The sequence below is a fragment of the Pseudomonas multiresinivorans genome (assembly GCF_012971725.1).
In the GTDB taxonomy this organism is placed as follows: domain Bacteria; phylum Pseudomonadota; class Gammaproteobacteria; order Pseudomonadales; family Pseudomonadaceae; genus Pseudomonas; species Pseudomonas multiresinivorans.
The window spans coordinates 4,306,316-4,326,715 of record NZ_CP048833.1 but is presented as its reverse complement, the minus strand read 5'-3'; the positions used below and the strand labels follow the sequence as shown (position 1 = coordinate 4,326,715).

The following is a 20,400-nucleotide window of genomic DNA, read 5'->3' as shown; positions in this document are numbered from 1 at the left end:
GCAACATAACGACAAAAACGAGGACATCTAAATGGCCCGCTTCACCTGCCTGCTGCCCGCTTTTTTTAACGAACTAGCTAATGGTCTTGCCTGTTTTGGTGCTTGTGTCTGCTTGCCGGAGGAGGTGCGCCATGAGCAATGAGCGCAAGGCGGGGACAGCTCAATCTCTTTTGCTGCTTTTTGGCAGCTGCCTGCCGGTACTCGGTGCAGTATTAATCGCTCCGGTACTGCCTCGCCTGCAGGCTCATTTCTTAGACTCGCCTGGTGCAACAGTGCTTGTTCCCGTTGCGCTGACCATTCCGGCTTTGATGATCGCACTCGTGGCTCCTATTGCCGGTGCATTAGTTGACCGATTCGGACGCAGGGCTCTGCTTCTGATCAGCATGCTGATCTATACGATCTGCGGAACGTTGCCATTGGTGCTCGACTCCTTGCCACTGATAGTGGCCAGTCGTGCGGGTCTTGGGCTCGCCGAGGCAGGGATCATGACTTGCTGCACCACCCTGATAGGCGATTATTTTGAGGGTGAGCGACGCGAGCGTTTGTTCGCGCTTCAAATGGTTGCCAGCTCCCTTTCTGCGGCCTTGTTCATGGCAGTTGGAGGGTCGTTAGGGGAGGCAGGTTGGCGTGCTCCGTTTATGGTTTACGCCGTGGGGCTTATTTGCCTTCCCCTTATGGCAAAACTGTTGTGGGAGCCTGCAGAAGCTAAAGCAGCGCACTCCATTCCTGAAACATCGAATTTCCCATGGGCATCGTTGCTCCCGCTCTACCTACTGAGTTTGCTCGCAGGTGCCAGTCTTTTCATTGTGCCGGTGCAAGCGGGTTACCTGCTCAACCTGATCCATGTGGATGCCCCGCAGCAAATTGGTATCACGATGGGGGCGAACCAGCTTGGCGTGTTGGCCGGTGCTTTGGTCTTCCACATCCTTTCTGGGCTTTCCACTCCACGTCTTCTGGCAATCGGATTTGCGATAGCAGGTGTAGGCGGGGTGCTGATGAGTCAGGCAGGAGACCAGGCTTTGATGGTGGTGGCCGTCTTGGTCAACGGGATTGGTGTTGGCCTGCTGTTGCCGACGCTGATTACCCAAGTGATGCAAGAGGTCGACTTCACCCAACGGGGTCGTGCGACAGGGGGCTTTACCGCCGCAATTTTTGCAGGTGAGTTTCTAAGCCCTCTGATTGTCTTAGCCCTCACAGGCGGAGATCACGCAGGTCTGCCAATGGCACTTCTGCAGTTCGCAATTGCACAGCTCGTACTGGCCCCCATTTGTTTTGTTCTTTTGCGCCGAAGCCAAAAGTCTTTCGCACCAGGTGCCGCATGAGCGATCTGTTTTCTCTCTCTGGGAAAACTGCCCTGGTTACTGGCGCAACTCGTGGCATCGGCCTCGCGGTTGCTCGGGAACTGGGCCGCGCCGGAGCAGAAGTCATCATCAGCAGCGAGGACGCCGACGCGTGTAGAGAGGTAGCTGCGAGTTTGGCGAGTGAAGGCATCAAGGCTCACTCGCTGGCAGCAGATCTACGTTATGAGCAGTCAGTTGCAGACCTCGCAAACGGATCGCTGGAGCTGTTTGGGCATATCGACATTTTGGTCTGTAACGCCGGCGTAGCGCCCCACATGGGCCCGCTAACCACCGCTACTGATGAAGAGTGGGAACTCACTTTTACTGTGAATTTGCGAAGCACAGTGTGGCTCACGAATCGGCTGTTGCCTGCAATGGCAGAGCAGGGCGGTGGCAGCGTTGTTCTGATGTCGAGTATCGCTGGGGGGCGCGGGAACAAAGCGCTAGGGCTATATGGAATCTCAAAAGCCGGCCTCGCCCAGCTCGCCCGCAATCTGGCTGTCGAGTGGGGGCCTAGCAACATCCGCGTGAACGCAATTAGTCCCGGCGTCATTGAAACCGAGTTCGCACGCCCCCTCACAGACAACCCTGAAATCGTAAAGCGTCGAATAGCGCTTACACCGCTGCGTCGTTTCGGCTGCCCGGAGGAGGTGGCTGCTTTGGCCGTCCTGCTCGCGGCCCCAGGAGGCGCATTCATTAGCGGACAGAACATCATTGTTGATGGCGGTACCACCATCGGCGATGGCAATTGATAGGAGACAACATGCAGCAGCTTCCCACCTTCAAACGCGTAGTTACTGGCCATGACTCGAAAGGCCAGGCAGTGACCGCGAGCAGCGGTGCTACCCCAAATAACTTCCCACTCAAAGCCATCCCGGGAACCATCTTTTATGAGGTTTGGAATAGCCCCACCTCGCCAGCTCCTTTGGATAACGCAGATGATCCGACTTCCCAGCCGCTGCAGCTGAGCCCTGGGCATTTGGGAAGTGTGATTCGGGTGGTCGACATTCCGCCAGACAGCGTTCAGAACCAAGTCAGCGCTGAGGATGCTGCAGCAGCATTTGCAGAAATTGGTGAGTCGCACGCCGGTACGGGCAAGACGGACTCGAAGCACAAACTCATGCACCGCACCGAAACGCTCGATTACGGCATCGTGACCGAAGGCGAGGTCTGGCTCGTGCTTGATGAGGAAGAGGTGCATCTAAAACGGGGTGACATTGTTGTCCAGCGCGGAACTAACCATGCCTGGAGTAACCGTACCGAGGAAATGGCTCGGATGGTGTTCATCCTGCTTGACGGACGTTACGCACCTGACCTGAAGGAGTTGCTGCCATGAAGCTCGCTACGCTGAATGATGGAAGTCACGATGGTTGCCTGCTCGTAGTTTCCCGCAATCTCCAATACGCAGTCGATGCCAGCGGCATTGCTGCCACTCTACAGGCCGCGCTTGATAGCTGGGATCTTGTAGAAGCCGATCTTGAGAATCTTTACCGGCGTCTGAACGCAGGGGAGGTCGCTGGTGCCTTTGCTCTATCGATTGATCGACTTGCGGCTCCACTACCTCGTGCCTGGCAATGGTTGGACGGTTCGTGCTTCCTTAGCCACGGGGAGCTAATGCAGAAAGCATTCAACCTGGAGCCCATTGAGGGCATCGAGAGCACGCCGCTGATCTACCAGGGAGCTGGCGACGATTTCATCGGCCCTCGCGCAGACATCCCGCTTCCAACCGAAGCCCATGGCATCGATTTCGAAGGGGAGTTTGCTGTCCTTTTGGATGAGGTTCCCATGGGCTGCCCGGCAGAAGAAGCACTGGGGCATGTACGTCTTGTGCTGCAACTCAATGATGTAAGTCTGCGAGCGCTCGCGCCACGTGAGATGAGGACTGGCTTTGGCTTCCTTCAAGCTAAGCCATCCAGCAGCTTTGCTCCAGTAGCAGTCACCCCTGATGAACTGGGGGAAGCCTGGCGAGGGGGAAGGGTACATCTCCCGTTGAACGTCGAGTGGAACGGGGAGTGGTTTGGTCACCCGCATGGTGGTGCTATGCACTTCGGCTTCCATCAGCTGATTGCTCATGCTGCCCTGACTCGCAAACTGAGCGCTGGAACAATGATTGGCTCGGGAACTGTGTCAAACGCCGATCGTTCCGTAGGGTCTGCATGCATCGCCGAACGACGCGCAATCGAGACCATTGCTGATGGTGCCCCCACCACTGGCTTCATGCGCTTTGGCGACAGAGTGCGCATGGAGGCCCGCGGCCCGCAGGGAGAAGTACTCTTTGGAGCCATTGATCAGCGTGTGGTGCAAGGAGGCTGGCCATGCGCGTGATGGTCACCGGCGCCAATGGGTTTGTCGGTCGTGAACTCGTCTCGCGCTTGCTCAGCCAAGGAGTGATTCGAGGGCGCAAGATCGATGCTCTATTGCTTCTTGACCAAAAGCTGGACGGCTTTCCCGATGACTCTCGACTGCGTCGCCATTACGGCAGTGTCACCGATCCTGCCTTGCTACGTCGGGCACTCGCTGATGGCGTTGATGTAGTGTTCCACTTGGTGAGCATCCCTGGCGGGGCAGCTGAGGCTAACTACGAGCTAGGTTATCAAGTGAACCTCCAGGCCAGCCTTGAGCTGCTGCATCAATTGCGGAGCAGCGATCGACCGCCTGTTTTGGTTTATGCGAGCAGTGTCGCCGTGTATGGCGGAGAGCTCCCTGCCCGTATGGATGAGTGTCAGCCCTCACGCCCGCAGCTTTCTTATGCTGCTCACAAGCGCATGATCGAAATCGCTATTGAGGACTTGGCCAGGAGGGGAGAGGTCGATGGTCGTGCGCTTCGGCTTCCTGGCATTGTCGCCCGTCCGCGAGAGCCAAACGGATTGAAGTCGGCGTTCATGAGCGACCTGATGCATGCATATGCCGCAGGAGATGCCTACGCCTGTCCTGTTTCGCCTCAGGCAACGGCGTGGTGGATGTCTGCGCGATGCTGCGTGGACAACCTTCTGCATGCAGCTGAGCTCAAGAATCTGACGGAAGAACGAGTCTGGCAGCTTCCGGTGCTGCAGCTTTCGATCGCTCAGCTTCTAGATGCGTTGGCTGTGCGCTTCGGCGAGGCCAATGGAGAGCAGATTGAATTCAAGCCTGACGCTCAGTTGGAAGGCTTGTTCGGTCGTCAACCGCAACTTAGAACGCCTCGAGCCCGGGCTATCGGTTTCTGTCATGACGGCTCCGCCGCGGCCCTGTTGCGGAACTCACTACCAGCCGCCCCCCGTCGCAGTCGCTCGACCACCTCCAAGACAGGAGTTGCTACCAATGAATCTCAGTAAGTGCCGCATGCTCGATCTGTCGGTTTCTCTCGACAACAATCCGTACACGGATCCGCCGCCGCTGTTGCCCAAGATCGATTACATGGATCACCAGGAAGGCTGGCCAGAGATGGCTGCGATGTTCCCTGGTCTTCGCAAGGAAGATCTGCCGGGTGATGAGTCCTGGGCGGCTGAGCGCCTTTCCATCACCACGCACAGTGGAACCCACATGGATGCGCCTTGGCACTACGCCTCCACCACTGACGGCGGTAAGCCTGCATTTGGTATTGATGAGCTGCCGCTGGAGTGGTGCCTTCAACCTGGTGTAAAGCTGGATTTCCGGGGGTTCCCCGACGGCCATGTAGTGACTGCCGCTGAGGTAGAAGCGGAGTTGCAGCGCATCGGTCACGAGCTCAAACCACTGGAAATCGTGATGATCAACACGCGAGCCGGCAGCCTCTTTGGGCAACCCGGCTACCTTGATGCTGGCGTAGGAATGGGGCGCGAAGCGACTCTCTATCTGCTGGAGCGTGGAGTACGAGTTGTCGGTACCGACGCCTGGAGCTGGGACGCGCCCTTCAAATACACGCGTGAGCGATTCGCTGAATCAGGTGATGCGTCGATCATTTGGGAAGGGCACAAGGCCGGTCGCGATATCGGTTACGGACAGATGGAAAAACTGGCAAACCTCGACCAGCTTCCTGCCAGTGGGTTCTGGGTATCGTGCTTCCCTTACAAGATCCGTCACGCTTCCGCAGGGTTCGTGCGCGCCGTGGCCTTGTTTGAGTGAGTCGGTCGGCTCGGTTAATAGAACCGAGCCTTCCTCCCACGTATAGCAACCCAGCTGTGCGAGTTGCTGTTGGCGGGCTATAAGGCAAAGTCTGCCGGTTTGGAGGATGGCTATACTCGGTTAGCGTGTTGGTAGGACGTGTTTTGCTCATGGAGAGACGCGATGCCCAACCAGGAGACGACAAGGACGCTTTCCGTACGCCTTTTGAAGGAGGGGCGGGCGCCAGATTCTGTTCTCAAGATCGCCTACGCACCTGATGGTGGGAAGGGCTCGATTCGACAGTACAGCTGGACGAGCATTGACGACGCGTTGCTGTTTGTAGGCCAGCTCTATACAAAGCCCCCGTCGTGGCTTCCCTTTATTGAAGAGCACATGGTGGAACACCCCGATGAAATCATCTCCAGCGGGGCAGGGGCTGTTTTAGTTCTCCCAGTACGTGGCCGCACAATGGCGATCTGTTTTGGGCACATTCATATTGCGCTCGATGAGGAAGCCTTCGAGCGCCATTTTGGTCTCAAAGTGACTCTGAATTCGGTTCCGCGAGACGGCATCCGAACACTCGATTTGGCCACCCCAGATGCGGTCACTTTTCAGAAACGTGTGCAGGCAAGCAAGGACAGCGACATCCAAGACTTTGGTGTCGACATGCTTCGCGACCTGGCCCGCGTTGCTGGAGGAACTCCCTCCAATAGCGACTTCGCGAAGTTCCTGGCCGGTCGTGACAGTCTCTCTATCACTTGCCGGGTCAGCTCAGTTGGCTTGCAGGACAAGTGCGAAGAGATCCTCGATGCCTACGTCTCCGAAGCCTACAAGGAAGACTTCGCTTGGGTCGACAATATGCAGTCGGTCAGGGACAACGACACGATTCAGGTTCTGAACGATCGTCTTTTTGAGGCCCTGCAGACTCTTCGCGCCGGCGGTGAAAGCGACTTGCATATGGCGCCTCCCGAAGTGGTGGATTACGAAGAGGGCTGCCTCCTTCACTACAACGGCTTTGGCGGCAGTGGCGCTACGTTCCACAGTCTTTCCATCGAAGACTACGTGGCGGAGTTGAATCGCTGCGACTTCAGGGGTGGGATTGATGAGGTTCGCGAAAAGCACTACATCAAAGCCAAGACAGGAACCTCTGAGACCTTCAACGTGGGCTGGAAGGTTTACCAGTGCTTCACATTCGAGACGACCTTGGAGGATAGCGGTCAGGAGAGCAGCTACGTCCTCTTCTCCGGCAATTGGTACCGTATCGAGCAGAGTTTCAAGGAGCAGATTGAGGCGCGGTACGAGCAGATTCCTAAGGTCGTGATCATCGGGCCAACTACCTGTAACAACGAGCGGGAGCTGATCGCCCACTTGGAGGAGACTCGCCCTGATCTGCTCTGCCTGGATCAGGTGAAGATCAACCCAGGCGGTGTGAGGAATGCGAACATTGAACCTTGCGATTTCCTGTCGGAGGCGAAGGAGTTCATCCATCTAAAAGATGGCCACTCTTCTGGGCCGATTAGTCACCTCTGGGCGCAAGGCATCGTCAGCGCGGAGGCATTGGTCAGCGATTCGGAGTTCAGGAAGAAGCTGCGGAGGGAGGTGAATCAACGTCGCCCAGGCTCGCTGCCCCTGCTACCAGCTATCCATGGGAGAGTCGCTCGTGCAGAGTACACCGTTGTCTATGGGATCATGCGCAAGCCCTATAAGGACGGCAGCATAGGCATACCGTTTTTCAGTAAAGTCAGCCTACAAGCCGCAGCGGATCGCCTCGAGCAGCTCGATCTCCCTATGGCGCTGGAGATTATTCAGAAGCCTGCTGGTGAGGTCGCTGCGCAAGAAGTCGACGAGTAAGCAGATGGGGTGGAGCCTGGGCGATGTGCTTGAGATTGAGGAGGAAGCGGGTAGCTTCATTCTGAAACTCAAGAAACGTTCTACCGACGAAAGCGCTTCTTAGCCAACTCATCGCGCTGCACCGCGACAGCTACCTCAACCCATGCATTGTTCAAAGGATGAACATGGTCGCTACAGAGAAGCGGTACCCAAGGGCATCGTTTAGGAAAAAGCTCGAGCGAATTTGCTCCAGGTTGGATGAGGTTTCCGAGCGAGTGGTCGAGCATGTCGATCCGCTAGGGGGGAAGCAGTCTCCAACTATCGCAGTGTCATCGATCTGGGTCGTCGGATCGTATGCACGCGGTGCTTTGGAGTGCGGTGATCTCGATCTCGTGATGGATTACAGCTCCCGAGATGGCTGGGTTCCGAGCGATAGGGTGATCACCAGGGGCTTCTTTGGCACGCTTCCCTTGGTGCGTTATTACCGCGGCTCACCAGGTGAGAACTCTTCAGGGGTGGCGTTTCCAGATGCTGTTCTGGTTTGGTCTGGTAAGGGATGCGATTGGAAGGGAGCACTCGACTCCATTCAGATTGATCCAACTGCCGGCCGGGCTGCCCGCGAGACAGACTGCGTTCCACTGCGTGGCGAGCAACTGCGCTGCTACGGCGGAGAGATGGTCGAGGTCGCTGAGCTTATTCAGCGGGGTGTCCTTAAGAGTGAGTTTGTCTCCTTCGAGGGCGAGATCCTCGAGCCTCTTCGGGATGAAGAAATGCCAGAGTCGGAAAGGCGTCAATTCATAAATCTCGGTAAGAAATCTCAGGAGCTCATGGCGCCTCTTTGCCGACTGATGAAGGAGAAAGAGCCTTGGGGAGAGTGGTCACGAGACTCCAATTCAGAGATGCGTTGCGGGGGAGCGATAGTTCGCCTCGGACGCCCCCACCTTGAGGTGAGTTGCTTCGAGGGCGATGCAACCACGTTTCAGCTGGTGTTGGTTCCGCATCTCAGTGCTCGTGGGCCAAATGGTGCCTGGATTCTAAGGCGCGGAGACAACCATCCTGACGTCGAAGCCCTTTCTACCCGCCGAGTGTTTGCGATCTTCTCGGACGGTTGCCCGGATGTCATTCATGAGTACGACGACTACTGGTGGGTTCGCACTCTCGACCTCTATGAGACGCACCAGGAGGCAGAGGAAGCATTGAAGAACTGGGAGCCTCTGCCAGACGACAATATGGAGGTTGACGAGGTAAGGGGGCTGGAGATCCTTAGGCTACTGGGAGTCAGCGACACTGTCCGAATCGGAGATAACCAGATCGCGCTGACATGGATTGGAGTGCGTCATCTCGACAAAGACCGCTCAACGCTCGACGAGGTCATTGGGGCGCTACCACAATGCTCAATACGAGATTGAAATTTATTGGGTTTGTCAGACGATGCTCAAGCGAGCTATCTCAAGAAATTTTACGAGGTAAATATGGCGTTGAGTTTCCCCACGGATTTGACAATTGATAGTTGTGAAGAATTCATGTCTAAGCTTGACGGGGGCAATCCAGAGGAGCCTTTGTATCTGCCGATGGAAAGCAATAATTCACACTTTGGTGGTATTGCTGCTGCAATCCAGGCGGTAAATACGTGGGGCCGACTGAGGAGAAATAGGCAGCTTGTTGTTGGTGGTAAAAGCCAAAGTTCTGAGGAACAGGTTAGGGATTCAGTAAGTAAGCCGCATAGGCTGTGCGCATCTATGTGGGGTCAAATAATCAGTGATTCGGCAGGTTCGATAGATTTGCGTCCCCAAATAAACGAGGCGGCGAGTAAGGTCGTTGCGGAGCAAGGTAAGAGTAAGTTTGGCCAGCAGCGTGGGCCGCTATGTTGGTTTTCTTTTGTTGATCATAGTACCAAAGGATTTGATAAGAATTTTTATATACACCCAAAAAATGAAAAGCCTCAGCCAAGGCAAATGGCTCAGATAGAAACAGTTATTTGCTCTATGGTGGAGCGGTCTATTGATGTGATGGGCGGGGCTAAGCGCCTATCTCAAGATAGCACGGCGCATCTAGGAAGGATGTTCTTCGAGCTTTTCATGAATAGCCACGAGCACGGGTCAAGATCTGCGCCTCGCACCGAGTGGATTAAGCCTGGTCAGAGGGTTATCTACACCAATGGAATAAACCTGTCGAAGTCTGCGATGGATAAACGGACTCACGATGAACGGGGTCTTTCTCTGTATTTAAAATCCTTTGAAGGGTTGGCGGACAGGGGGCGGTTTATTGAGATTAGTATCGTTGACTCGGGCTATGGTTATTATAAGCGCTGGTGTACGGATAAGTCTGAGTCATTCAATGATGGTGACGTAGGTCATGAGTATCTAATATTGAAGAAGTGCTTCACTGCTCGACAGACTTCTACGGAGAGCAGCAGTAAAGGGCATGGCTTACCCGTTGTAATGGATCGTTTGACCAAACTGAAAGGTTTTATCCGGGTTCGTAGTGGCCGGCTGTCGCTGTATAGAGATTTTGTTGCACAACCTTACGTGTCTGATGATCCTTGTGAGTTCTTCGATTGGGTGACAGAGTCACCGGCGCAAACGCAGATAACCTCGATGCAACCTGTAGCTGGGGCTTCAGTTACACTATTGATACCGCTGGAGGCAAAACAATGAGCCAATGTTTTGCATTTCGCTTTCCTTGCGGTAATTCCAGGCCGGCTCTGTTGCTGTCGTGTTTGACAGATGTAAATGCAGATCAAATTATCAAGGCCGTAAAATCAGATGTCGAGACTAACCTGCTTCCGTGCATGGTTTACGTACTTGGCTCTGAACGTAAAAAGAGCGATCTGCTCGATTTGCTGGGCGATTCTTCTTTTTCGAGTGAGTTTAACTCATTTGTTGGTGAGCCCGCGGAGAAGCTAAAGCCGATTTTCTTTACTGCGTCCGGGGAGTTATTGTATTGTCAAACCGATGCTCCGCTTGCGACTTCCCTGAAGCAAGCCATTCTCGATGCTGGAGTGCTCAGTGTATTTAAGCGAAGGCAGGGTTTGATATCTGCGACTTCGAATTTCCACTTTTTGAAGCCATCCTCTGATCATTGTAATGCTTTCATACGAGCTTCTAATTTGCTAGTGGCGAGTGAGGAGGTTTCTTTCCTGGCGATAGCGCTACTCCCTTTGCTTGCTTCTCGTCCGACAAGAATTTATGTAGATACCTCGTCTATCTCTTATCTTGTATGTGTGGCGGTTCTAATGTCTGAGCGCTACGTTGGCTGGCTGCCGTTAGTGGAGAGTTATGAGTCGTATGCTGCAGTGAATCAAGACTATGACTTTGTTGAAAGTCCAGAAAGTTTAGTGTTGATTTCCGCAACCACAAGTGGTGGTCTGGCTTCCAAGATATTGGATGCAAAAAATTTCACGAATGAGCAGGTCGTTACTCTTTTTTATAGTAGGCTCGGGCCTGATCAGGTTGGTATTTACAATGTGACTGGTGCTATTCCTCCTGATGTTTCGTCTTCTAAGGCTGAGGAGTGCTCGCATTGTGCTCGTGGTTCGAGGTTAATCAAGATTGTGGGCGACCAGTTTCTACCTGAAACTCCAAGTCATAGTCAGTTGGTAATAAAGAAGAAGGACTTTTCGAAAGATCGTGCTGAGTTCTTCAAGGACTTTGCCGTAAAGGGGCTGTTGAAGTGGAGCCAGGTTTCAGATGTGGGTGTTGACTCTAAGGAGCACTTCTATATAGATGTCGAGGGGTTTCTTGGGACTGCGCCTGACACGTTTAAGAATGAATTCAAGCGCGTAGTAAATAAGCATTTCTCCCATGATGTTGGGCGCGTGATTTCGCTAGATGATCCCGGATCGAAGGCCCTTATGGGAGAATTGATGGGGGTTGTCGGCGAAGATGGGGTGGACTGGTGTAGTATTGCCGATGTATCGCCTGAGTCTCTTAGTGAGTCAGCTTCGGTCGTTGTGGTCGCGGGAGCCATTACGTCAGGTCGAAAGCTATTGGATGCTTCTCGCCGCTTACGCTGCATTGCTAAGTCTTCCTCTATCCTCTACCTCGTTGGATTCTCGAAGCTTCAGAGTCGTGAAGTGCTGGATCAGTTGCGTAAGGATCTGCAGCTCGGTGGGCACACATTGATAGTTCTGCACGAGTGCCCAATGCCCCGAATTGCATCTATTACTGAAACTGCATGGGATGTTGAGAGAAGGCTGCTTAGCCAATTCGCTGATGATCAGCTATCCGGGCAAACTGAGATATTACCAACTTCTTTAAATGAAAGGCTCGAGGCTCTTGCCGCAGGAGCAGAGGGCTCGAATGATCTATTCTTAAAAACTAGCGTAGGATCTGCACTTAGATTAAGAAGTACATTTGCATTTTGGTCAGAGTTGCAGTTGGCAGATGTGGATGCTAGCCAGGCAGATGTTTACTGGACAATTCAGTCAATTCTACATGACTTAAGGTCAAAGACAGATGAGGATGGCCTCTCAAGTATCTATCACTCCACAGTTATTAGTCCTGCGTGCTTTGATAGATACAACGATGGTGTAATTCAAGCGTGTCTCTTGAGGGCAGCTTCGCCGATCGAGTTGAACTACTCGATAGACAGTGACTTTAGTCAGAAAATGACTGATGTCCTGGTTTCGGTAATACGTAGCTGTGAAGAGGATCAAGGCGAGGCTGCGTTGGAGTTCTTGATGGCATTGTGGTCTGAGCGCCTACAAGTCACCAAAGCCAATTTGGGCGACATAGTTAATGAATTTAGAGATGTCGTGCTGCCTGCAGATGTACGTTTTCTGCTGAATCGAATTGCGTCGTTGGCATAGCACTTTACGGTGTTGCACCATCGATATCCAATGTGAAAATACCTACCAGACTGTTGGGCAGCAGCCTGGTGGGTACAGCTGGATTGAGTGCTATTGGAGATTAAAGAAATCGGCCAGTTCCTCTCTCGGTAATGAAAATCGTTCTGGTCTTGGAAGATTTATTCCGTGGTATAGCCATCGGTGGCTAACTTTATCGAAGCGGCTGTTCTTCAGGCGGTTTGGCCCGGGCAAATCAGAGCTCGCTTACTTCGCGCTCGAAGAGCGGGCTACGCATTTATCTTCCAGCGCGTTTGCCCATTGCCAGGATCACTCAGCCTTCTTCTTTAGCGTGTGGCGCCTGATAAATTCCTGATCTACGGCTGACCACCTCCAGGCGTTACGATCCTGCCGAATGATGGTCAGCTGAAGCCCGAAGATGTATAGGATGTCTCCGAGCATCTCCAGGTCAGGAGACATCAGGTTGCGCTCTAGCCTCTTCAGTGTGACCACATCGATCCTGCACGCTAGCGCGAACTCCTCCTGGTTCATCCCCGTCACTTTTTTGCGCAGCAATCTGACAGTCGCCCCGAAATCGACCGGAGCGCCTATGGAGAGCTTCGAAATCAGATCGTCGTAGAACGCTGCTCGATCCTTCACTGTACGAAGCTTCTTCATTGCTAAATGAGGCTTCTGAGAGCTTCAGGCGTTGTGGTCTGACGCGTCCCTTCGCCTAGGAGCACGTAAACGCTGTTAAACGTCATGAACGCTCCGCCCTCGTCGTATCGATGCAGGAGCGAGGTCTTAACCCAGGAGCCGGTGTCCCACCGACGCCTGCTGTCGTAAACAACGTTGTTCGCGTACACAACCACGGGCTGCAAGGCCCGCTTCTTCAGTCCATCCCGGGCTTCATCAGAAACGTCGATATCCAGCCAACACCACTCGCGCACTAGGCAGTACTCCATGTTCGAGTAGCGTTCTCGAACCCACTGCATAGCCTCCTCATCGCTGAGCTGACATCCGGTCATAGGAGTGCCATCGCCATAGATGATCGAGCTGATTTTGGACAGACCGTCAGGGATGGTCATTTGTCAGCACCTTTGTTTTTCGGAGAGGGGAGAGACGCTACTGACGCCAGCTTCTTCGCTTCGGCAAGGGAGTACAGCATCGTGCGCTGAGCAATCGCATGGTCGAATCGCTTGCTCTGAGGAGGATCGACATACACCTGACCATCCTCCGTCGTGTAGATGAAGATCTCGTCGTCGTCGCTTCCCAATGCGAGCTCGATCTGAGCCAGCGGATCCATCCGCCACCGACCCTTTTGGTTCACCTTGGTTGGCGTGACGATCTGGAGCTCTTCGACATACAGCGAGTCGGTGTCACCCTCCAAAAGCTGCATCAGCAGTTGAACTGTGTCGGGCATGTAGATCCTGCTCACAAGGTGGCCATCCGACCGAAATCGCAGCGTTACGTGGAACCAGGGAGTCTTCGTATCGCGCTCAACCATCGCCCAAAAGCTGTGCTCATGGCTGAAAGTGCTCAGGATTGGCACGGACATGCTTTCGTGAGTTTTAAACATATGAGCCTCTCCGAAACATAGGCTATAAATTGTCAAACCCGCGTGGTACGGGGCTTAGAGCAGAACAATACAGGCAAATTTTCTAAGGCACCATGTTCTTGAGTAATTGGTGCTAAAGCGCGAGGTGTTTTAGATTCTGGTGCGATGGATTTGATTCTGTCTTCATCCTCGTTTTTGAGGAGGGTGATCAGATGAACGAGAAAGAGGCATTCGGCCTGGGCCTGCGTCGGCTTCGATTGATCCAGGGGATTCCTCAGCAGGTCTTTCTGCCTGTCGTCAGCTTGTCTTATGCGTCTGTCGTTGAGCGCGGTAAGAAGCTAGCCGCACTCGACACAATCGGTGGCATGGCCGCTGTGCTAGGTCTGCATCCGCTGACTCTGGTTGCAGCTATGTACACCGAGATGGAGGACGTTGGATTTGACGACCTCATTGAGGGCCTCCAGAACGACGTGACGAGGCTTGCATCTTTGCCGCTAAGCGAAGGGGTAGGTAAGGACGCGCGTAATCGCGCAGAGGATGTTGCTGACGCCGTGCAGTGGCTAAATAAGAGAGGCAAGCTGAAGAAGACTTCAGCCACCAAGGCACCAGCCAAGAAGCCAGGCGCGCGTTCTTCTTCTAAGAAGCAGGGCGCTTCTGACGTCGAGGGTGCAACTCCTGCTGAGCCCAGCAAGGGTACCCTGGGGACTGTCTAGCAACTGGCCGTATAGGAATCACACGGGGTATCTCTTCGTGAGCACCAACATCATTACGAAGGAAGGGCACGAAGCTCTCAAAAAGGAGCTCGACTACCTCTGGCGCGAGAAACGCCCTGACACGACCAAGAAGGTCACCTGGGCTGCATCGCTCGGTGACCGCTCGGAGAACGCCGACTACCAGTACAACAAGAAGCTGCTTCGCGAGATTGATCGCCGGGTGCGATACCTACGCAAGCGCCTTGAGGACGTGAGGGTGATTGAGTACTCCCCCGAGCAGGAGGGAAAGGTCTTCTTTGGAGCCTGGGTCGAGGTTGAGAACGAGGCAGGCGAGATCAAGAAATTCAGGATCGTGGGCTACGACGAGATCTACGGTCGGAACGACTACATCTCGATCGACTCGCCGATGGCACGCGCGCTTCTGAAGAAAGAGGTAGGAGACGAGGCTATTGTGCCGACCCCATCAGGTGAGATTTTGTGGTGGGTGAACGAAATTACGTACTAGGGAATAGTATGGCCTCTAGAGTACGCATACTATTTTGAGGCGTGCATGATTAGCGGGTGCCGCCAGAAGTAGTATGTAGTATGGGGTTCTTGACTGCGCTCGGCGTTCTCCGAGCGATCACCTTGCGCGGCGGCCTCACTGACCGACTGGGTCACCTGCGGGCGGCGCACGTTCCACAGTTCGTGCAGTTCGGCGCGCAGGCGGGCTTCACCTTCGGGGGTGATCAGCGGGGTACCGGCAGGGCGGGGCGGGCGATAGCGGCTCATGGCATCCAGGGCGGCAAAAGTGATCGGGCGAGTCTACCCGATCAGCTCTCGCGCAGCAGGCGCAACGGGCTCACGTTGAGCGCGCGGCGCGTCCCCAGCAGCCCGGCGCCCCCCACCAGCAGCGCCCCCAGTAGCGGCAGTGCCAGCAACCAGGGATGCGGGCTCCACGGCAGGTCGAACACCAGCCGGTAGAGCAGGTAGCTGATCAGCTCGCAGCCCAATGCCGCCAGCAGGCCGCTGACCGCGCCGAGCAGGGCGAACTCGCTGCGCCGCGTGCGCATCAGCAGGCTGCGTTCGGCACCCAGGGCGCGCAGCAGCGCACCCTGGCGCAGGCGCTCGTCGAGCGTCGCCTGCAGCCCGGCGAACAGCACCACGAAGCCGGCGGCAAGGACGAATACCAGCACGTACTCCACGGCCAGCGTCACCTGGTCGAGGATGCTGCGCAGCTGCGCAAGCAGCGCGTCCACCGGCAGCAGAGTGACGGTGGGGTAGGCGCGGGCCAGTTCGATCAGCTGGCGCTCCTGGCTGGCCGGCAGATAGAAGCTGGTCAGGTAGGTCACCGGCAGGTCGGTCAGGATGCCCGGCTCGAAGACCATGAAGAAGTTGGGCTGGAAGTTGTCCCACTTCACCGAACGCAGGCTGCGGATCTGTGCCTCGCGGGTCTGCCCGGCGACGGTGAAACTCAGGTGGTCGCCGACCTTCAGGCCGAGGTTGCCGGCGAGCTTTTCTTCCACCGAGACGCCCGGCAGTTCGCTCTTCTCGCCTGCCGCCCACCACTCGCCGGCGACTATCTGATTGCCTGCGGGCAGGCGTGCGGACCAGGTCAGCCCCAGGTCGCGTTGCAGGGCGCGCTCGCTGCGGATGTCCTCGTTCATCGCGTGGACGGGCTTGCCGTTCACCGCCACCAGGCGGCCGGGCACCATGGGGAAAAGGTCTTCGGCATTGGGCGACAGCGCCTTCACCCGCTGCTCGAAGCCGTCCTTCTCGGCCGGCAGGATATTCAGGGCGAAATGATTCGGTGCATTGGGCGGCAGCTGCGAATGCCAGGTATCCAGCAACTCGCCACGCAGCAGGGCGATCAGCGCCATGGCCAGCAGGATCAGGCCGAAGGCGAGGCTCTGCCCGGCGGCGGCCAGCGGGTAGCGCAGCAATTGGCCGAGGCCCAGACGCCACGGCAGGCTGGCCCCTTGCAGCGCGCTGCGCAGGCCGCGCAGGGCGAGCAGCAGGATGAAGCCGAGAATCACCGCGGCGATGGCGCCGCCGCCAAGCAGGGCGAGGGTGAGTTTCACGTCCAGGCTCAGCCGCCACATGATCAGGCCGAGGGCGAGCAGGGCGCAGCCGTAGGCCATCCAGGTGCGCATCGGTACTGGAAGCAGGTCGCTGCGCAGCACTCGCAGTGGCGGTACGCGGCCAAGGGCAGCCAGCGGTGGAAGGGCGAAGCCGGCCAGTGCGACCAGCCCGGTAGCAATGCCGGCGAGCGCCGGGACGATGCCGGCGTCGGGGATTTCCGGCGGCAGCAGGTTGCCCAGCAGGTGCATCAGGCCGAGTTGTGCCAGCCAACCCAGGATGGCGCCGAAGAGGCTGGCCACCACGCCCAGCACGAACAACTGGCTGCCATACAGCAGCAGCGCTTCGCGGCGCGACAGTCCCAGGCAGCGCAACAGCGCGCTGGCGTCGAAGCGTCGGGTGGCAAAGCGGTTGGCAGACAGCGCTACCGCCACGCCGGCGAGCAGCACGGCGGCGAGGCTGGCAAGGTTGAGGTAGCGCTCGGCGCGGCCCAGGGCATCGCCGATCTGCCGGTTGCCGTGGTGCGCGTCCTGCAGTTCCTGGTTGGCGGCCAGTGCGTTGCGGGTGGCCTGACGATAGGCCTGCAAGGCATCGTGCGGGCCGCCCCACAGGTCGCGGTAGCGCACCCGGCTGCCGGGTTGCACCACGCCGGTGGCGTCCAGGTCCTGCAGGCTCATCATCACGCGCGGGGTAAGGCTGTAGAAGTCGCCGGCGCGGTCCGGTTCATAGGTCAGTACGCGGGCGATACGCAGGGATTTGCGGCCGATGTCGACGCTGTCGCCGATCTTCAGGTCGAGGCTCGCCAGCAGGCGCGACTCGACCCAGATATCACCCGCTGCCGGGCGTCCGCCTTCGACTTCCGGCTGCAATGGCGCGGGTGCGCTTTTCAGTTGGCCGCGCAAGGGGTAGCTGTCGCCGACGGCCTTCACGCTGCTCAGCTGGATGCCGTTGTCGGTGGCTACCACGCTGGAGAACTCGACGCTCTGCGCGTGTTGCAGGCCGAGCTTGAGGCCGCTGTCGATCTGCTCCTGGCTCGCGGGCTGGGTGCCGGTAAGTACCAGGTCGGCGCCGAGGAATTCGGCGGCGCGCACCAGCATCGCGCCGTTCAGGCGTGCGCTGAAATAGCCGATGGCGGAGCTGGCCGCCACCGCCACCAGCAGGGCGAAGAACAGCACGCGCAGTTCGCCGCTGCGCCCTTCGCGCCATAGCTGGCGCAGGGACAGGCGGAACAGGTTGGGCAGCGACAGTGGCTTCATCGGCTCTCGTCCGTCAGGGTTCGACGTGGTCGATCAGGTGGCCGCTTTCCAGGCGGATGTGACGCTGGCAGCGGTGGGCGAGGCGTTCGTCGTGGGTTACCAGGACGAGGGTGGTGCCGCGCTCGCGGTTCAGCTCGAAGAGCAGGTCGCTGATGCGCTCGCCGGTATGGGTGTCGAGGTTGCCGGTGGGCTCGTCGGCAAACAGCACGTCCGGCTCGGCGGCGAAGGCACGGGCGATGGCGACGCGCTGCTGCTCGCCGCCGGAGAGCTGGCGCGGGTAGTGGGTGAGGCGCTGGCCGAGGCCGACTCGCTCCAGCAGTTCACGGGCGCGCTGCCCGGCGTCCTTCCGGCCATCGAGCTCCAGCGGCAGCATGACGTTCTCCAGCGCATTGAGGCTGTCGAGCAGCTGGAACGACTGGAAGACGAAGCCGACATGAGCGGCACGCACGCGGGCGCGCTGGTCCTCATCGAGGCTGCCGAGGGTGTGGCCGAGCAGGACGATCTCGCCGCCGCTGGGCAGGTCGAGCCCAGCCAGTAGGCCGAGGAGGGTGGACTTGCCCGAGCCGGAACTGCCGACGATGGCGAGGCTGTCGCCGCGGGAGAGGTCGAGGGAGAGGTCGTGGAGGATGGTCAGCTTGCCTTCCGCGCTGGAAACAACCTTGCTAAGGTTCCGCGCGGTGAGAATGCTTTCGCTCATGGAGAATCCGATGCGTGCATGGCTAATGGGCGGCTGCCTGGCGTTGCTTCTGATCACGCAGCAGGCCGCGGCGCAGACGCTGTTGGTCGTCGGCGATAGTATCAGCGCCGGTTTGGGGCTGGATACCAGCCTGGGCTGGGTCAGCCTGCTGGACAAGCGCCTGAAGGAGCAGGGTTTCGACTACCAGGTGGTGAATGCGTCGATCTCCGGCGACACCACGGCAGGCGGCCTAGCGCGCCTGCCGGCGCTGCTTTCGGAGCAGAAGCCGAAGCTGGTGGTGATCGAATTGGGTGGCAACGATGGCCTGCGCGGGATGGCGCCGGCGCAATTGCAACAGAATCTTGCCTCCATGGTGGATCAGTCGCGCCAGGCGGGCGCGAAGGTCGTCCTGCTGGGGATGCGCCTGCCGCCGAACTACGGGCAGCGCTATACCGATGCATTCGCCAAGGTCTTCGACAGCGTGGCGCGCGAGCAGAAGGTTCCGCTGGTACCGTTCTTCCTCGAGGGAGTTGGAGGTGTGCAGGACATGATGCAGGCCGATGGCATTCATCCGGCGGTGGCGGCACAGCCTAAACTGCTCGACAACGTGTGGCCGACACTCAAACCCTTGCTGTGATAGGCGGTTGCAGTAATAAACCACTGAATCGAGGCTTCCCCGCGCCCGGCCTTTCGGCTATGTTTGCGCACCCTTCTGGAACCCCCTATGTCGCGCCCCGCCTGGACCCTCTTCGCCTACCAGTTGATCGAACCCGATGAGCAGCTGGACCTGTTCGCCTGCCGCGAAGTGCGGGTGCATCTGGTTGCGCGCCAACTGGAGCTGGGAACCCCGGCCGACCGCACCTTGTGCGGCAGCCTGCTGCCGGCGCAGCCTCTGTGGCGCGGCGCCGAAAGGCCGCTGCTGCGCGACCGGCGCATCTGCGCGGCCTGCCTGAAACAACTGGAAGAGGAAAAGCGCGGCGCGCGCAGTTCCTGGCTCGTCTGATATCTCCCGTTGGCGGGGCTTGCGGTGGTAAACTGATCACCCTTTGCTCATTGCCCACGTCAAGGATCCTCGGATGTTGTCGCGCGTCATTGCCGCCTGCTCGCTGTCCCTCGCCGCGCTGCTCTCGGCCGGCCCTGTTTCCGCCATTGAATTGCCGCTGCCGGCGCCGGGCGACGATATCGTCGGCCAGGTCCAGGTGATCAAGGCCAAGTACGAAGACACCTTCGCCGACCTCGGCGAGAAATACGGCCTCGGCTACTCCGAGATGATCGCCGCCAACCCGGGCGTCGATGCCTGGCTGCCGGGTGTGGGCACCGAGGTCATCATTCCGACCCGCTTCGTGCTGCCGGCCGGCCCGCGCGAAGGCGTGGTGATCAACCTCGCCGAATACCGCCTGTACTACTTCCCCAAGGACAAGAACGTCGTCTACACCTACGCCCTGGGTATCGGTCGTGAAGGCTGGGGTTCGCCGGTGGGCAGCACCAGCGTGATCGCCAAGACCAAGGATCCGGCCTGGTATCCGCCGGCGTCGATCCGCGCCGAGCACGCCGCCGATGGTGATCCGCTGCCGACCGTGGTGCCGCCGGGCCCGGACAACCCGCTGGGGCCGTACAAGATGAGCCTGGGCTTCCACGGCTACCTGATCCATGGTTCGAACAAGAAGTTCGGCATCGGTACTCGTACCAGTCACGGTTGCTTCCGCATGTACAACTGGGACGTGACCCAGCTGTTCTCGATGATCCCGGTGGGCACCAAGGTGCGCATCATCAACGAGCCGTACAAGTTCGGTCGCAGCGAAGGCAAGATCTACCTCGAGGCCCATGCGCCGATCGATGACAACGGTGATCCGTCGGTCGTCGACAAGCACACCGCCGTGATCAACGCCCTGCTCAAGCGCGAAGACATCGCCAGCCAGATGCAGATGGACTGGAACGTGGTGCGTGAAGTGGTTGCCGCCGAAGACGGCCTGCCGGTTGCCATTGCCCAGCCGCAGCAAGTGCAGCAGGGCGGGTCGGTTGCCGCGACTGTCGACCAGGATGCGATGCCGCTGCAGTAACTTTCTGCTCCAGCGAAAGAGCCCGCCGCGAGCGGGCTTTTTCTTGCCTGCTACTTTCTTG

Annotated in this window: 20 protein-coding genes and 1 pseudogene; 15 read left to right on the top strand and 6 right to left on the bottom strand. The window is 57.5% G+C overall.

Annotated elements, in window-relative coordinates:
- Nucleotides 1–131 precede the first annotated feature (131 nt).
- From G4G71_RS19620 to G4G71_RS19575, 10 genes are all read left to right on the top strand, one after another.
- Nucleotides 132–1,322, top strand: coding sequence for an MFS transporter (locus tag G4G71_RS19620; RefSeq protein ID WP_169939628.1), 1,191 nt, complete (start codon nt 132–134; stop codon nt 1,320–1,322).
- Nucleotides 1,319–2,092, top strand: a complete 774-nt coding sequence (locus G4G71_RS19615; protein ID WP_169939627.1) for an SDR family NAD(P)-dependent oxidoreductase — start codon at nt 1,319–1,321, stop codon at nt 2,090–2,092. The genes G4G71_RS19620 and G4G71_RS19615 overlap by 4 nt, the downstream gene beginning before the upstream one ends.
- Before the next feature lie 11 nt (nt 2,093–2,103).
- A complete protein-coding gene (locus tag G4G71_RS19610) occupies nt 2,104–2,676 on the top strand; it encodes a cupin domain-containing protein (RefSeq protein ID WP_169939626.1) in 573 nt (190 codons plus the stop codon).
- Complete coding sequence (locus G4G71_RS19605) at nt 2,673–3,665, top strand: fumarylacetoacetate hydrolase family protein (protein ID WP_169939625.1); 993 nt, start codon at nt 2,673–2,675, stop codon at nt 3,663–3,665. Before G4G71_RS19610 ends, G4G71_RS19605 begins: the two co-directional genes overlap by 4 nt.
- Entirely contained in the window at nt 3,656–4,654 is a 999-nt protein-coding gene (locus tag G4G71_RS19600; RefSeq protein WP_169939624.1) for an NAD-dependent epimerase/dehydratase family protein, read from the top strand. Before G4G71_RS19605 ends, G4G71_RS19600 begins: the two co-directional genes overlap by 10 nt.
- Nucleotides 4,641–5,423 (top strand): cyclase family protein, encoded by a 783-nt coding sequence (locus G4G71_RS19595; RefSeq protein WP_169939623.1) that lies wholly within the window; start codon nt 4,641–4,643, stop codon nt 5,421–5,423. Before G4G71_RS19600 ends, G4G71_RS19595 begins: the two co-directional genes overlap by 14 nt.
- A 162-nt stretch (nt 5,424–5,585) precedes the next feature.
- The gene (locus G4G71_RS19590) at nt 5,586–7,253 is read left to right on the top strand and encodes a DUF6119 family protein (protein ID WP_169939622.1); all 1,668 of its coding nucleotides are present in this window, start codon (nt 5,586–5,588) and stop codon (nt 7,251–7,253) included.
- A gap of 164 nt (nt 7,254–7,417) precedes the next feature.
- Nucleotides 7,418–8,641 carry a hypothetical protein gene (locus G4G71_RS19585; protein WP_169939621.1) on the top strand — a complete coding sequence of 408 codons (1,224 nt, stop codon included), beginning with the start codon at nt 7,418–7,420 and terminating at the stop codon, nt 8,639–8,641.
- 63 nt (nt 8,642–8,704) lie between these two features.
- Nucleotides 8,705–9,889, top strand: a complete 1,185-nt coding sequence (locus G4G71_RS19580; protein ID WP_169939620.1) for a hypothetical protein — start codon at nt 8,705–8,707, stop codon at nt 9,887–9,889.
- The gene (locus tag G4G71_RS19575; RefSeq protein ID WP_169939619.1) at nt 9,886–12,042 is read left to right on the top strand and encodes a hypothetical protein; all 2,157 of its coding nucleotides are present in this window, start codon (nt 9,886–9,888) and stop codon (nt 12,040–12,042) included. The genes G4G71_RS19580 and G4G71_RS19575 overlap by 4 nt, the downstream gene beginning before the upstream one ends.
- A 306-nt stretch (nt 12,043–12,348) precedes the next feature.
- Here G4G71_RS19575 and G4G71_RS19570 read toward each other — a convergent pair whose 3' ends face one another.
- Genes G4G71_RS19570 through G4G71_RS19560 form a run of 3 tightly spaced genes read right to left on the bottom strand, consistent with a single transcriptional unit; the run spans nt 12,349 to nt 13,597 of the window.
- Nucleotides 12,349–12,696: a helix-turn-helix domain-containing protein gene (locus tag G4G71_RS19570; RefSeq protein ID WP_169939618.1), complete on the bottom strand. Its 348-nt coding sequence runs from the start codon at nt 12,694–12,696 to the stop codon at nt 12,349–12,351.
- A 2-nt stretch (nt 12,697–12,698) separates the two neighbouring features.
- The gene (locus tag G4G71_RS19565; RefSeq protein ID WP_169939617.1) at nt 12,699–13,106 is read right to left on the bottom strand and encodes a DUF6957 family protein; all 408 of its coding nucleotides are present in this window, start codon (nt 13,104–13,106) and stop codon (nt 12,699–12,701) included.
- The gene (locus G4G71_RS19560; RefSeq protein ID WP_169939616.1) at nt 13,103–13,597 is read right to left on the bottom strand and encodes a hypothetical protein; all 495 of its coding nucleotides are present in this window, start codon (nt 13,595–13,597) and stop codon (nt 13,103–13,105) included. The genes G4G71_RS19565 and G4G71_RS19560 overlap by 4 nt, the downstream gene beginning before the upstream one ends.
- 191 nt (nt 13,598–13,788) lie before the next feature.
- On the opposite strand from G4G71_RS19560, the gene G4G71_RS19555 reads away from it, so the two are divergent.
- On the top strand, nt 13,789–14,289 hold the full coding sequence (locus tag G4G71_RS19555; protein WP_169939615.1) for a hypothetical protein: 501 nt from the start codon (nt 13,789–13,791) through the stop codon (nt 14,287–14,289).
- Nucleotides 14,290–14,326: 37 nt separating this feature from the next.
- Nucleotides 14,327–14,794, top strand: a complete 468-nt coding sequence (gene greB, locus G4G71_RS19550; RefSeq protein ID WP_169939614.1) for a transcription elongation factor GreB — start codon at nt 14,327–14,329, stop codon at nt 14,792–14,794.
- Nucleotides 14,795–14,892: 98 nt separating this feature from the next.
- Here greB and G4G71_RS19545 read toward each other — a convergent pair.
- The 3 genes and pseudogenes from G4G71_RS19545 to G4G71_RS19535 form a co-directional block, all read right to left on the bottom strand.
- Nucleotides 14,893–15,060, bottom strand: a pseudogene (locus G4G71_RS19545) (transcription elongation factor GreB); the annotation flags it as partial.
- Between the two features lie 41 nt (nt 15,061–15,101).
- Nucleotides 15,102–17,603, bottom strand: a complete 2,502-nt coding sequence (locus G4G71_RS19540) for an ABC transporter permease (protein WP_169939613.1) — start codon at nt 17,601–17,603, stop codon at nt 15,102–15,104.
- A gap of 13 nt (nt 17,604–17,616) precedes the next feature.
- On the bottom strand, nt 17,617–18,300 hold the full coding sequence (locus G4G71_RS19535; RefSeq protein WP_024764531.1) for an ABC transporter ATP-binding protein: 684 nt from the start codon (nt 18,298–18,300) through the stop codon (nt 17,617–17,619).
- 10 nt (nt 18,301–18,310) lie between these two features.
- Between G4G71_RS19535 and G4G71_RS19530 the strand changes: the two genes are divergently transcribed.
- The 3 genes from G4G71_RS19530 (at nt 18,311) to G4G71_RS19520 (ending at nt 20,339) form a co-directional block, all read left to right on the top strand.
- Nucleotides 18,311–18,916 carry an arylesterase gene (locus G4G71_RS19530; protein ID WP_169939612.1) on the top strand — a complete coding sequence of 202 codons (606 nt, stop codon included), beginning with the start codon at nt 18,311–18,313 and terminating at the stop codon, nt 18,914–18,916.
- A gap of 87 nt (nt 18,917–19,003) precedes the next feature.
- Entirely contained in the window at nt 19,004–19,282 is a 279-nt protein-coding gene (locus G4G71_RS19525; RefSeq protein WP_045211467.1) for a hypothetical protein, read from the top strand.
- Nucleotides 19,283–19,355: 73 nt separating this feature from the next.
- Nucleotides 19,356–20,339 (top strand): L,D-transpeptidase family protein, encoded by a 984-nt coding sequence (locus tag G4G71_RS19520; protein WP_169939611.1) that lies wholly within the window; start codon nt 19,356–19,358, stop codon nt 20,337–20,339.
- Nucleotides 20,340–20,400: the final 61 nt, after the last annotated feature.